Source organism: Micromonospora sp. WMMD1155 (assembly GCF_029581275.1).
In the GTDB taxonomy this organism is placed as follows: domain Bacteria; phylum Actinomycetota; class Actinomycetes; order Mycobacteriales; family Micromonosporaceae; genus Micromonospora.
Window position 1 is genome coordinate 6,973,491 of record NZ_CP120742.1, and the last position, 12,223, is coordinate 6,985,713.

Genomic DNA, 12,223 nt, shown 5'->3' on the forward strand with positions numbered 1-12,223 from the left:
GTGCGGTCGCGGCGGGCCGAGACGCCTTGTCAGTGCAGGCCGCCGTTGACGTCCATCACGGACGCGGTGACGTAGCTGCTCTCCGGGCCGGCCAACCAGGCGACGGCCGCGGCGACCTCGGCCGGTGAGCCGAACCGGCCGACCGGGATCCGGGCCCGGTAGTCGTCGCGACGTTCGACCGGGATCCGGGCGGCCATCGGGGTCTCGACCAGGCCGGGGGCGACCGCGTTGACCCGGATGCGGTGCGCGGCGAGCGCCCGGCCGAGGCTGCGGGTGAGCGCGATGCACGCGCCCTTCGACGCCCCGTACGCCGCGTCCGGGCTGCCGGACTGCCCGCTGATCGAGGCGATGTTGACCACCGTGCCGGGGCGACCGGCGGCGATCAGCGCGCGGGTGAACGCCTGGGTGCAGAAGAACGCGGCACCCAGGTTGACGTCGAGCACCTGCGCGTACGTCTTCGGGTCGTAGTCGAGGAAGTCCCTCGCGTGGTAGACGCCCGCGTTGTTGACCAGCACGGTCGGTTGGCCGTACCGCTCGTTGATGCGCGCGAAGAGCTGCTCCACCTGCTCCGGCACGGCCACGTCGGCGACCAACGAGGCGTACGCCGCCGGGTCGCCGGCCGGCTCGACGTCGACGCCGAGCACCCGGTGCCCGGAGCCGGTCAGGGCGGCCGTCACGGCTCGGCCGATACCGCCCGCCGCGCCGGTGACCACGGCGAGGGGGGCCGACTGGTCGGTCATGACGACCCCGCCGCCCGTGACCCGGCCACCGGCAGCGTCGTGGCGGCGCGGAGGAAGTTGTCGAACAGCCGCAGCCCGTCCTCGGTGAGCACGCTCTCCGGGTGGAACTGCACCCCCTCCACCGGCAGGCTCAGGTGGCGTACCCCCATCACGTAGCCGTCGTCGGAGGACCGCGCGGTGACCTCCAGGGCGGGCGGGGTCGGGTCCGCGACGATGAGCGAGTGGTAGCGGGTGACGGTGAGCGGGGCGGGCGCCCCGGCGAAGACACCTCGGCCGTCGTGGCCGACCACGCTCGTCTTGCCGTGCATCAGGTGCCGGGCGACGGCGACCGACCCGCCGTAGGCCAGGCCGATCGCCTGGTGGCCGAGGCAGACGCCGAGCAGTGGGACGTGGCCGGCGAAGGTGTGCACCAGCTCCACGTGGCCGGACTCGGCGGGGTGGCCGGGCCCGGGGCCGAGCACCACCGCGTCCGGCCGCAGGGCGGCCAGCTCGTCGCTGGTCCGGGACCGGGACCGGACCACCACGGTCCGCGCGCCGAGGGTCCGCAGGTACTGGTCGATGATGTGGGTGAAACTGTCGTACGCGTCGACGAGCAGGACCTTCACGGCAGCAGCTCCGTACCGGTCAGGGCCCAGAACGTGGCGCTCATCTTGGCCAGCGTCTCGCGCCACTCGGCGTCGGGGTCGGAGTCGGCCACGACCCCGGCGGAGGCCTGGGTGCGGTAGCGGCGGCCGTCGTGCACGGCGGTGCGGATGCAGAGTGCGAGCACCGCGAACCCGCGTACGTCGACCAGGCCGACGGAGCCGGCGTACACGCCCCGGGGCTCGTCCTCCAGCCCGTCGATGATCTCCATGGCCCGTAGCTTCGGGGCACCGGTCATGGTGCCGGCGGGAAAGGCCGCGCAGATCGCCGCCCAGACGTCGGCGTCGTCGGCGAGCTGCCCGGAGACGGTGGAGACCAGGTGATGCACGTACGCGAACGGCTCGACGTCGAACATCGCGTCGACGCTGAGCGTGCCCGGCACGCAGACCCGGCCGATGTCGTTGCGGCACAGGTCGACGAGCATGACGTGCTCGGCGCGTTCCTTCTCGCTGGCCGCCAGCTCGGCCACCAGTCTGCGGTCGGTCTCCGGGTCGGCGCTGCGGGCCGCGGTGCCGGCGATCGGACGCATCGACAACCGGCCCTGGGCGATGCGGAGGAACAACTCAGGGCTCGCGCCGATGACGGTCCCCCCGGCCCAGGGCGTCAGGTACATGTACGGCGACGGGTTGCGGTGGCGCAGCCGCCGGTAGACCTCCAGCGGGGTGAGAGCGGTCTCCACGTCGATCCGGTGGCCGATCTGGATCTGGTAGCTGTCGCCCACCTGGATGTGCCGCAGGCACTGCTCCACGCGGGCGGCGAAGGTCTTCTCGTCGACGGTGTCCCGGACCAGGCTGGGCGGTGGGGCGGCCGGCACCTCCCGGTCGCCGTCGGGCAGCCCGGCGAGAAGGTCCGGCAGCCGGTGGGCCCCGGTGTCCTCCGGCAGGTGCGGGCCGGTGGCGGCGAGGTGCCGCACGGTGTCGGTGCGCAGGTCCCACCAGACGGTGTGCCGGAACAGGACGAGGGTGCAGCGCGGGATGTCGTCGACCACCCGGTCGACGGAGAGTTCGTCCATGTCCCGCGCGGCCTCGTACGCCAGGGTGGTGAGGAAGCCGAAGGCGAAGGTGTCGGCGGGCGCGGTGGTCCGCACCGCGAACGCCCGTTGCACGGCCCGGATCGCCGCCCACACCTCGGGCGGCCCGGCGACCGACCAGACCCGTTGCCGGGCATGGTGCCGGACCGGCTCGCCCAGGGCCTCGGTGAGCACGGCCGCCAGGGCGTCGCCGAGCGGCCCGTCGGCGATCACCTCGAGGCGGTCGGCGATGAACCGCACCTCGGCGAGGGCATCCCAGCCGACGGCTGCCGCGTGACGGTCCTCAGCCGGGCCGTCCAGGCTTTCGAAGAGATACACATCGTCCGGAGAACGACGTTCGGCGAGCGCCGTGTAGAGCGACAAAGGATTGATTGACGACAGTGTGACAGATGTCACTTCTATTGGAATTGAGTTGGTCGGTGGCGTACGCCGGGTCGCCACGGAATGCGACCCAATGAGCCGCGTGGCAGTCCTGGCCGACAATGAGGACACTGCGAAACCCCCTCTGAGCAGCCCGATTCACGCGCCCCCATCGGCGTTGACCCCACCGCGTGACGCGGCAGGTCGGGCTCTTCCCCCCAAGCACAAAAGGACTCGCACGACCACCTCTGGGCCGAGGCCGGCGGCGACGCCGAGGTGCATATTGGACATACTCGGAACGTACGCCCTGATTCGCCGACAGCCGGGTGGTTGCGCGTCCGACCAACACTTTCCTCAGGCACAGATCACGCTGTCCATACCACTTCGACAACGCCGGAGCGGACCACTTGTCCCTGAATCTAAGTCTGTCAATAGATGGTCAATCGCGTGAAACGCTGGCAGTGCAGCTCCGTAACGCATTCCGCACACAGATCGAGGAAGGCACGCTTCGTCCCGGCACCCGCCTGCCGTCGAGCCGGCAGCTCGCCGTCGACCTCGGGGTGTCCCGCAGTGTGGTCGTCGAGGCGTACGAACAACTCTGCGCCGAGGGATACCTCGTCTCCCAACACGGCTCGGGCACCTCCGTGGCGGCGACGGCGCGAACCGACACCGGCTCGGCGCTCACCCCCGACCACCGCACGCCGAGCGCAGCGGTGTGTGACCTGCGCACCGGCGGCCTACACGACTCCACCTTCCCCCGCCAGGACTGGATCCGGGCGGTCAGCGCGGTGATCACCTCGGCCGGTCACCGCGAGCTGGGGTACGCCCCACCGTCGGGCCTCCCGGTCGTCCGGCACACACTCGCCGGCTACCTCGGTCGGGTACGGGGCGTCCGCAGCCGACCGGAACACCTCATGATCACCTCAGGGTTCGCGCAGGGGCTCGCACTGCTCTGCCGGGAACTGCGTGACCGGGGCCACCACAGCGTCGGAGTGGAGGACCCGGGCCACCCGGGCGAGTGGGAGTTCATCGCCGACGCGGGCCTGCGCCCGGTGGGCCTCCCGGTGGACGCCGACGGCATCCGGGTCGACGCGCTCGCCGCGAGCGGGGTGCGCGCCGTGCTCGTCACCCCGGCCAGCCAGTTTCCGACCGGGGCCACCCTCGGTGCCCACCGCCGGGAGCAACTCGTCGCCTGGGCCGAAGCTGTCGACGGCTACATCATCGAGGACGACTTCGACGCCGCCTTCGTGGCTCCGGCGCAGCGGATGCCGGCACTGCAGAGTCTCGCCCCGGACCGGGTGATCTACGCCGGTAGCGCCAGCAAGGTCCTCGCCCCGGCGCTGCGCCTCGGCTGGCTGGCCACTCCGGCCGCGCTCACCGCGCCGATCGAGCGGATCCGCGCCGGTTGGGACATCGGCTGCTCCAGCCTGGAACAACTCGCCCTGGCCCGCCTGATCGACAGCGGAGCCTTCGACCGGCACCTGCGCCGGATCACCGCCGACGTCAAGAAGCGCCGTCAGGCGGTCCACCAGTTCGTCGCCCGTGAGATGCCCGGCACCAGAGTTTTCGGCGGGCAGAACGGCCTGCAGGCGTACCTGGTGCTGCCCGCGCGGTGCGACGAGGAGGCGGTGGTGCAGGCGGCGCGGCGGCGCTCGGTGCTGGTCCGCGGTGGCCGCTTCTACGCGCTGCGAGCCGACGACCGACCGCCGGCGCTGGTCGTCGGCTACGCCGGGGTACGCGGCGCAGACCTGAGTCGCGGCCTGGCCGGGATCGCCGGGGCGTACCGGGAGACGACCGGCCGTGCCGGCCCCGGGACCGCACCCGACACCCCTGTCGCCTCGGTGTCGTCCCGCTGGGCGGCCTCCCGGGCGAGGCGAACCTAGGCCGCGCGTCAGAGCCCTCGGCGCAGCAGTTCGTCCATCCTCTCCGGCTGACCTGTCGACATCGGGACGGCAGGGCCCGCGCGGTCCACGGTCGCCTGCCGGCTCTCCGCGCGGGCCGTTCGGAGCTGGTGGAAGCCCGCGGCGACAAGGCCCAGGCCGAGCAGGACCATGACGCCGACGACCGGCCAGTGCAGCGCCTCGGGGACGAGGCGGGCCACGAACCACGAATCGCGGCCGGGGTCGGTGTACTTCAGGAAGGCCGGGACGATGCCCTGTGCGACAAGCGGGACCCAGCAGACGGTGAAGCACACGTAGACGGCCGCACGGCGAGCCGCCGACGCCTTGTCGATGCCGAGGCGGCTCTCACCGAGATCCACCCCGCCGAGGGACGCCGTGATCTGGTCCCAGTCGACGTCACCGGTGAGGTTGCTCGTGCGGGAGGTGGCGGCCCGCATGGTGGCCAGCAGGTCGGGGCCGGTGGCTTCCAGGTGCTTCGCGGCGAGGTCGCCGAACAGCCAGGCCAGCAGGATGCCGGTGACCAGTCCGACCGCGACGCCCGCCCAGTCGGGGCCGTAGCGGACGGTGAGGTAGGCGGGGGCCACGGTCGCCGCGACCAGCACCAGCATGAGCAGCACCTGGGTGAAGTCGGTGCCGTTCTCCAGGAGGTTGCCGCTGCGCCGATGCGGATCGGTCATCGGCACCGGACGCAGCACCGAGATCAACACGATGACGCCCGCGCCTCCGCCGACCAGGGCCGGCACCAGGGCGGCCAACCACGGCCAGGCCCACGTCTGCCCGCTGAGCAGGGTGGGCACGACGCTGAGGACCACGACCACCGGGGCGGTCAGCAGCAGCCAGGCGAACTGGCGGCCACGGACGTCCCGGCGGGCGGCCCCGGGGGTGAGTACGGTCTGCCAGATCACCGTGCCGTCCTCGCCGTACAGGTTGGCGGAGACGGCGGCGGCCCAGATGCCGAACGCGACACCGACGAACGGCACGAAGATCGGCAGGTCGACCAGGAGCGGCAGCAGGCCGAACGCCAGGGCGTAGACCAGCGAGAAGACCAGGTAGTGGAAGCGCATCAGGTCGCGCGACGCGGTGCGCAGCTCACGACCGACGACGGCTCGCACACCGCCACCGCGGACCCTCCGGACCGCGGTGCGACCGCGGGCCGGGCGGCCGCTGGCGCTGCGGTGGCTGAGCCGACGGACCAGCAACGCGGACCAACCGAGCATCGCCAACACGCTGAGCAGGGCGAACCCGGCCGGCACGGCGGCGGCCAGCAGCCAGTCACCACGACCGGCGGCCTCCACCGCGACGATGCCCCAGCCGGACGGCAGCCGGCGCACCCAGTCCGCCAGGTCGTCCGGGAAGCCGGCGGTGAGGGCGTACTGGATGGTGGGTTTGAGCACCCAGCCGGTGTGCGTGAGCGCCAGGATGCCACCGCTGATCACAGCGGCCAGCACCGCACCGATCTTGGCGCGCATGAGCGTGCTGAGCGCGGCGGTGACCAGTCGGGACGCGAGCACCACGAACACCAGTTGGAGGAACACCACCGGCACCGCGACCAGGACGGCCACGCCGCCGACCGGGAGGGCGACGACGACCAGCGCGGTGAAGGCCACCAGGCTGACCACCGGGGCGACGCCGACGAAAGCGACCGCGAGCAGACCGAACGCGAGCCGGCGCGGCGGGATCGGCAGCAGCGCCAGGTGTTCCGGGCGCAAGGTCTCGTCGCCGCCACCGAACAGCACCGGGCCGAACAACCAGCCGATCATCCAGATCGCGAACGCCGCGCCGACCAGGTCGAGCGGCAGCCCGTCGACCGGCCAGGCGTGCACGGCGAGCCAGATCGTGCCCCCGGCGAGGACCAGACCCAGCACGCCGCCACCGATCATGTCGGCGGCGCGCCGCCCCGTCATCGAGTGCCGCAGGACGGCCAGCTTCATCCGGATCAGGAGGCCAACCACGACAGCTCCCCCGCGCTCACCGGCTGGCCGCCGACCAGGTCGACGAACCGGTTCTCCAGGGTGCTGCCGCCGCGTACCTCGTCGAGCGGGCCGGAGGCGACCACCCGGCCGCCGGTGACGACCGCGACGTGGTCGCAGAGCTGCTCGACGACGGGCATGACGTGACTGGAGAAGACCACCGAGCCGCCGGCGGCGACGAACCGCTGGAGGATCACCTTGATCGTCGCCGCCGAGACGGGGTCGACGGCCTCCAGAGGCTCGTCGAGGACCAGCAGCTTCGGCGCGTGCAGCAGCGCCGTGGCCAGGCCGATCTTCTTCCGCATGCCGGTCGAGTATTCGAGGACCAGGGCGCTGTCGGCCCGGTCGAGTTCGAGGACCTCCAGGAGCTCCTGGCTGCGTTCGGCGACGGCCTCGGGTGCCATGCCCCGCAGCAGGCCCAGGTAGGTGAGGACCTCCCGGCCGGTGAGCCGCTCCGGCATGCCGAGGCCGTCGGGGAGGACGCCGATCAACTCCTTGGCACGGACCGGGTCGGCCCAGACGTCGACGCCGAAGATCTCGGCGCGACCGCTGTCCGGGCGCAGCAGCCCGACGGCCATGGACAGTGACGTGGTCTTACCGGCCCCGTTGGGGCCGACCAGCCCGAAGAAGGAGCCGCCCGGAACCTCCAGGTCGACCTGGTCGACGGCGCGCTTGTCACCGAATGCCTTGGACAGCCCGATGAGCCGCAGAGCAGGCGTGGGCGTCGAGGTCGTCACTGGTACCTCCGGAGGTCGTGGACTGGCAGTCACCGGAATGGGCTGCGTCGGACACAGCCCGGCAGGGTCCCTCACTCCGGCAGCGACAGTAGAGCTGTCCGCACTCTCCCCAGGGCGTCGCGCGGCAATGATCCCACCACGTGCACACGGCGTGGTGCCCTTGCCGAGGCGACCGACTCTCCACACAGCACTACTAGGCCGCCGCCCTCTCCTCGCCGTACTCGCCGCGGATGGGAAGGTAGTAGGCGGGCAGGAATCCGGCGATGATGACCACGCCCGCGATCGGCACGAACGCGCCCACGAGGATGCCGGAGCCGATCCAGACCAACGCGAGCGCGAATCGTCGGCCGATGGCCCGGATGCCGGCGGAACCGAGGCCCGGGTCCAGCAGCCCCGCCCGGCGAAGATGGGCCCAGATGACGTTGAACAGGGCCGCCGCCGTCCACAGCGTCGCACCGTAGACGACGACCGCCGTGCGAAGTCCCAGGTCCGCGCGTATCGCGTCGGCGAGCAGCGAGGTGGAGAACGGCAGGAAGGCGATGACCATCAACAGCACCGTGTTGAGGAACAGGACCCGCCGGTCGACGTGCCGGACCCGGTCGAACATGACGTGGTGATTGACCCACACCTGCCCGACGAGCAGGAAGCTCAACGCGTATCCCAGATAGGACGGCCACAGCGCGCCGAGCCCTCGTACGAGGTGCCGGAAATCCTCCGGCGGCTGGATCTCCAGCACCAGAAGCGTCACGGCGATGGCGAAGACCGCGTCGCTGAATGAGATCAGCCGGCCCGGCTGACGCACCAGCCGAGGATTGTCATCATCGGACTCCACGCCCTGATTATGCGTTGGCGAAACCCGTGACCGTCGCATTCCAACGCTTCGCGGCTCAACAGTGGACGGGCTCCAGGGGAGCCGATGACGGCCGACCGCATCCGCCGATCAGACCGCGCCCGACGACGATCGGCCATTTCCATGGGCGACAGGCCCTCGATGTCGCCTAGGAATGAGCCATGACCAACGAGGTGACCGTTCCCCTGCTGCCCTGTGCGTCGATCGACGACATCGCCACCTTCTACGAGGCTCTCGGCTTCCACAGCACGCACCGCCAGCGCAGGCCCAACCCGTACGTGGCAATGCGACGCGAAGACCTTCACCTGCACTTCTTCGAGCTCGACGGGTTCGACCCGGAGCAGTCGTACGGCTCATGCCTCGTCCTCACCCCGGACATCGAGGAACTGCACCGGGCATTCGCCGCGGGCATGCGGGCCGCGTACGGCAAGGTGCTGATGGCCGGCATTCCGCGGATGACGCGGCCTCGGGCACGCAAGAACTACGACGGGCTCGGCGGGTTCAGCGTCATCGACCCCGGTGGCAACTGGATCCGCGTGGTGCAGGACCCGGCCGCGACCGAGTCACCGGAGCCGTCGCCCACCGGGCGGCTCGCCAAGGCCCTGGCGAACGCCGTCGTGCAGGGCGATTCCCGGGGCGACACCCACCAGGCCGTCCGCATCCTGGACAGCGCACTCGCGCACCCACAACCCGACGACGATCCGGTCACGCAGGTGCAGGTCCTCGTCTACCGTGCCGAACTGGCGATGGTGCTGCACGACCGGGAGACTGCGGCGGAGATGCTGGCTCGCGTCGACCGTGTCGTTCTCACCGTGGACGAGGCCGAACGGGCCGCGTCGACGTTCGAGGCCGCCGCCGACCTCGCCGCAGCGCTGCGCTGAGCCGACCTCCGCGGAAACCGCGACCGGACCGGCTACCCGCGCTCGTCCGACGGTTGTTCCTTCGTCAGGTGGAGCAGCCATCCCTCGCCGGTACGGATCAGCGCGTAGCGCCGTGGGCCGGTGCGGCCGTGCAACGTGAACAGCATGCGGCGGTCGGTCCGGTCGTGCTCCTCCCACGTGCCGATGTCGGCGATCGACTTGTCGGCGTCCTCGTAGGTGAGGTGATCGAGATGATGGTCGGGCACGGCGATCGCGAGGCGGTTGTCGTCGGGGGTGTCCGGCAGGCCACGGGGCACCGCCCAGGAGCGCAGCACGCCCTCCTCCTCGAGCCGCAGGTCGAAGTGCGGTCGTGGTTTGCGGTGGTGGTGCAGGACGAAGGCAGCTGCCACGCTTCCTATTCTCGCCGCTGGGCCGGGTGCAGGTGGCGTCTCAGGAAGGCCAGGATCTCGCGTCGCGCCGGGCGGGCCGCAGGCACCAGGCCGGGGATGCTCAGGAAGGTGTGGACGGCCCTCGGGTAGCAGGTCAGGCGAGCATCGATGCCGCCCTCGCGGAGTCGCTCGACGTAGTGTCGTCCGTGGTCGGCCAACGGATCGAGCGCGGCCGTGACGACGAGTGCCGGTGGCAGCCCCGCGACGGTGTCGGTCATGAGGGGTGACACACCGCGCGGGTCGACGGTGGACGGGACGCTCAACCGTCGGGCCGCGCGCAACCGAGACAGCGGCAGTGTGGGATTGTCGGCGCTCTCGTCGATCGACGGGTACCCGGTCATGGTCTCGGTCCAGTCGGTGACGGGGTAGTTCAGTACCTGGGCGACGAGCGGCGGACCGTCCTTGGCCGCGCGCTGGGCGATGAGCGCGGCGATCGTGCCGCCGGCACTCTCACCCATGACCGCGACAGCGCCCGGGTCGACACCCCAGGTGACGGCGTGTTCGACGAGCCGGACGAGGGTGTCGTAGCCGTCATCGATCGGCTGGGGCAGCGGGTGCTCCGGGGCGAGGCGGTATTCCACCGACACCACCACGGCGGGGCATCGGGCCGCGAGGTGGCTGTTGAGCCAGTCGTTCTGTGCCGCCGTCCCCGCGATGAACCCCCCGCCGTGGAAGGACACGATCAGCGGCAGCTCGCGGCCTGCGGCCTTCGGTCGGTGTACGCGCAGCACCAGACGGCGACCCGGAAGCTCGATCGTCTGCTCCGAAACCCGGGCGCGACGGTCGACACGGCCGGTGACGATCCAGGCGGCTCGGGACGTCGCCGCCCGGTTGGCCTTGTCCCGCGCAAGGATCACCTGGTCGTCGCTCATGGCTTCCCAGTCCTGCGTGTCCCTGAGGAGACGGGTGCCGAGCGGAGCCGTGGTTCTCATGAGTCCTCCTGGCCGTGACGACGCTAGGAGTTCACTGTCACAGTCGGTGCCCTCGGGTGGCTTGGACGAATGTTCCCGGCCGGCAGCCATCGGCTCTGCGCGAGTGCGTCAGGGTGCGTCAGCGCCGGACCGGCCACGCCACATCGTCGACGGCGAGGAACGGCGCCCTGGCCACCTTCGCGGGCGTCGAGCCGGTGAACGTGGTGACGTCCCGATGAAGGTGGGACTGGTCGGCGTAGCCGCTGTCCGCCGCCACCGCGGCCGGGGTGTGACCGGCGGCGAGGAGATGCGCGGCGTGGTCGAACCGGATGAGCTGGGCGGCCCGCTTGGGGGTGACGCCGATCTGCGACCGGAAGCGTGACCACAACCGCTTACGGCTCCAGCCGACCTCGGCGGCCAGTCGATCCATCCGCAGCCGTCCTCGGCTGTCCACCATGCGTCCCCACGAGAAGGCGACCTCCGGATCGACCGCGCGTCCCGCGTCGTGACGCCGCGCCAACGCGGCCTCGGCGACCGCGAACCGGTCCTCCCACGACGTGGCGGCGCGCAGCCGTTCCTGGGTCCGCAGGGCGTCGCTTCCCCAGAGATCGTCGAGGTCGAGCACAGCTCCGCTCACCTCGGACGCGGCACCGAGGACCGCGTGCGCCACCACCGGCGACATCCGCACCTGAAGGCAGGTGAAGCTGCCCGGCTGGCCCAGCCCGCGAACACGGTTGGGAGCGAGCCCCGCGACGACACGCCCTCGCCGTTCCTGCCCGTTGCCGTCATCGATGACCAGCGGGAGGTCGCCGAGGTCGAAGACCATCGTGACGCCCGGGTGAGGGATCACCTCGACGTCGACGAAACTGTTGGCCCGGTCGCTGAACCCCGCCATGGTGGTGCCCGCCAGCCGACTCGGCCGCATCGGGACGGCGATGTCCCACTGAGGCACACCGGCGCGAGTCTGCCCACCAGGACGCACGTGACGATCGTACGGCCCATCGACCACAGCCCGGCCTCGGCGGCGCGTCACCAGGACGCGCCGCCGGGCCCGGGCTGTGTGCTCAGGAGCTACAGGTGTTGAGCATGCTCTGCAGGGCGGACTTCTCCGACGACTGCAACGTCAGACCCCAGTTGTACTTAACGGTGATCCACATCTTGCTGTACGTGCACCGGTACGACGACAGCGGCGGCTGCCAGGTGGACGGGTCCTGGTCGCCCTTGGCCTGGTTGACGTTGTCCGTCACCGCGATCAGCTGCGGACGGCTCAGGTCGTTGGCGAAGCTCTGCCGACGGCTGGTCGTCCACGAGTTCGCGCCGGAGCGCCACGCCTCCGCCAGGGGCACCACGTGGTCGATGTCGACGTCGGAGGCCGCCGTCCAGGTCGCGCCGTCGTACGGGCTGTACCAGCGACCCGAGGTGGCCGCGCAGGCGCTGTCGACGACGACGGAGGTGCCGTCGCGCTTGAGAACCTGCTCGCGGGTGTTGCAGCTGCCGCTGACGGTGATCCAGTGCGGGAACAGGTCCCGCGAGTAGCCGCTGCTCGAGCCCTGTGCTGCCACGGTCAGGGCGTTGAGCTGCGACTGCGCGGTCGCCTTGGAGGGGATCCCGGGAGGTGTGGCGGACGCGGGCTGGGCGTTCGTGGCGGCCAGGCCGGCCATCGCGAGCGCGCTGACGGCGATCGCGGCGGCGCGCCGCAGCACGCGGACACGGCGAGGTGCGGATGGGGTCGTCGGCATCAGGGGTCTCCTTCGTGGGGGTGGAGGACAACCA

The 12,223-nt window shown here is 71.3% G+C and carries 12 protein-coding genes; 2 read left to right on the forward strand and 10 right to left on the reverse strand.

Annotation, left to right across the window (positions count from 1 at the left end; genetic code table 11):
• Positions 1 to 29: 29 nt before the first annotated feature.
• Genes O7617_RS31905 through O7617_RS31915 form a run of 3 tightly spaced genes read right to left on the reverse strand, consistent with a single transcriptional unit; the run spans position 30 to position 2,904 of the window.
• On the reverse strand, positions 30 to 740 hold the full coding sequence (locus tag O7617_RS31905) for an SDR family oxidoreductase (RefSeq protein WP_282260254.1): 711 nt from the start codon (positions 738 to 740) through the stop codon (positions 30 to 32).
• Complete coding sequence (locus tag O7617_RS31910) at positions 737 to 1,345, reverse strand: aminodeoxychorismate/anthranilate synthase component II (protein ID WP_282260256.1); 609 nt, start codon at positions 1,343 to 1,345, stop codon at positions 737 to 739. The genes O7617_RS31905 and O7617_RS31910 overlap by 4 nt, the downstream gene beginning before the upstream one ends.
• On the reverse strand, positions 1,342 to 2,904 hold the full coding sequence (locus tag O7617_RS31915) for an anthranilate synthase component I family protein (RefSeq protein WP_348774159.1): 1,563 nt from the start codon (positions 2,902 to 2,904) through the stop codon (positions 1,342 to 1,344). The genes O7617_RS31910 and O7617_RS31915 overlap by 4 nt, the downstream gene beginning before the upstream one ends.
• Positions 2,905 to 3,233: 329 nt before the next feature.
• On the opposite strand from O7617_RS31915, the gene O7617_RS31920 reads away from it, so the two are divergent.
• Positions 3,234 to 4,655, forward strand: a complete 1,422-nt coding sequence (locus O7617_RS31920) for a PLP-dependent aminotransferase family protein (RefSeq protein ID WP_282260260.1) — start codon at positions 3,234 to 3,236, stop codon at positions 4,653 to 4,655.
• An 8-nt stretch (positions 4,656 to 4,663) separates the two neighbouring features.
• Here the strand turns inward: O7617_RS31920 and O7617_RS31925 are convergent, their stop codons facing one another.
• The 3 genes from O7617_RS31925 to O7617_RS31935 all read right to left on the reverse strand — a co-directional run bounded on the left by O7617_RS31925 (position 4,664) and on the right by O7617_RS31935 (position 8,212).
• Positions 4,664 to 6,625, reverse strand: coding sequence for a hypothetical protein (locus O7617_RS31925; protein WP_282260261.1), 1,962 nt, complete (start codon positions 6,623 to 6,625; stop codon positions 4,664 to 4,666).
• Positions 6,610 to 7,380, reverse strand: a complete 771-nt coding sequence (locus O7617_RS31930) for an ABC transporter ATP-binding protein (protein WP_282260263.1) — start codon at positions 7,378 to 7,380, stop codon at positions 6,610 to 6,612. The genes O7617_RS31925 and O7617_RS31930 overlap by 16 nt, the downstream gene beginning before the upstream one ends.
• A gap of 193 nt (positions 7,381 to 7,573) precedes the next feature.
• Positions 7,574 to 8,212: a TMEM175 family protein gene (locus O7617_RS31935; RefSeq protein ID WP_282260265.1), complete on the reverse strand. Its 639-nt coding sequence runs from the start codon at positions 8,210 to 8,212 to the stop codon at positions 7,574 to 7,576.
• A 179-nt stretch (positions 8,213 to 8,391) separates the two neighbouring features.
• Between O7617_RS31935 and O7617_RS31940 the strand changes: the two genes are divergently transcribed.
• The gene (locus tag O7617_RS31940) at positions 8,392 to 9,111 is read left to right on the forward strand and encodes a VOC family protein (protein WP_282260267.1); all 720 of its coding nucleotides are present in this window, start codon (positions 8,392 to 8,394) and stop codon (positions 9,109 to 9,111) included.
• 32 nt (positions 9,112 to 9,143) lie between these two features.
• Here the strand turns inward: O7617_RS31940 and O7617_RS31945 are convergent, their stop codons facing one another.
• The 4 genes from O7617_RS31945 to O7617_RS31960 form a co-directional block, all read right to left on the reverse strand.
• Positions 9,144 to 9,500, reverse strand: coding sequence for a DNA polymerase ligase N-terminal domain-containing protein (locus tag O7617_RS31945; RefSeq protein ID WP_282260269.1), 357 nt, complete (start codon positions 9,498 to 9,500; stop codon positions 9,144 to 9,146).
• 5 nt (positions 9,501 to 9,505) lie between these two features.
• Complete coding sequence (locus tag O7617_RS31950; protein ID WP_348774206.1) at positions 9,506 to 10,411, reverse strand: alpha/beta hydrolase; 906 nt, start codon at positions 10,409 to 10,411, stop codon at positions 9,506 to 9,508.
• A gap of 178 nt (positions 10,412 to 10,589) precedes the next feature.
• Positions 10,590 to 11,432 (reverse strand): helix-turn-helix domain-containing protein, encoded by an 843-nt coding sequence (locus O7617_RS31955; protein WP_348773822.1) that lies wholly within the window; start codon positions 11,430 to 11,432, stop codon positions 10,590 to 10,592.
• An 82-nt stretch (positions 11,433 to 11,514) separates the two neighbouring features.
• The gene (locus O7617_RS31960; protein WP_282260272.1) at positions 11,515 to 12,189 is read right to left on the reverse strand and encodes an HNH endonuclease family protein; all 675 of its coding nucleotides are present in this window, start codon (positions 12,187 to 12,189) and stop codon (positions 11,515 to 11,517) included.
• Positions 12,190 to 12,223: the final 34 nt, after the last annotated feature.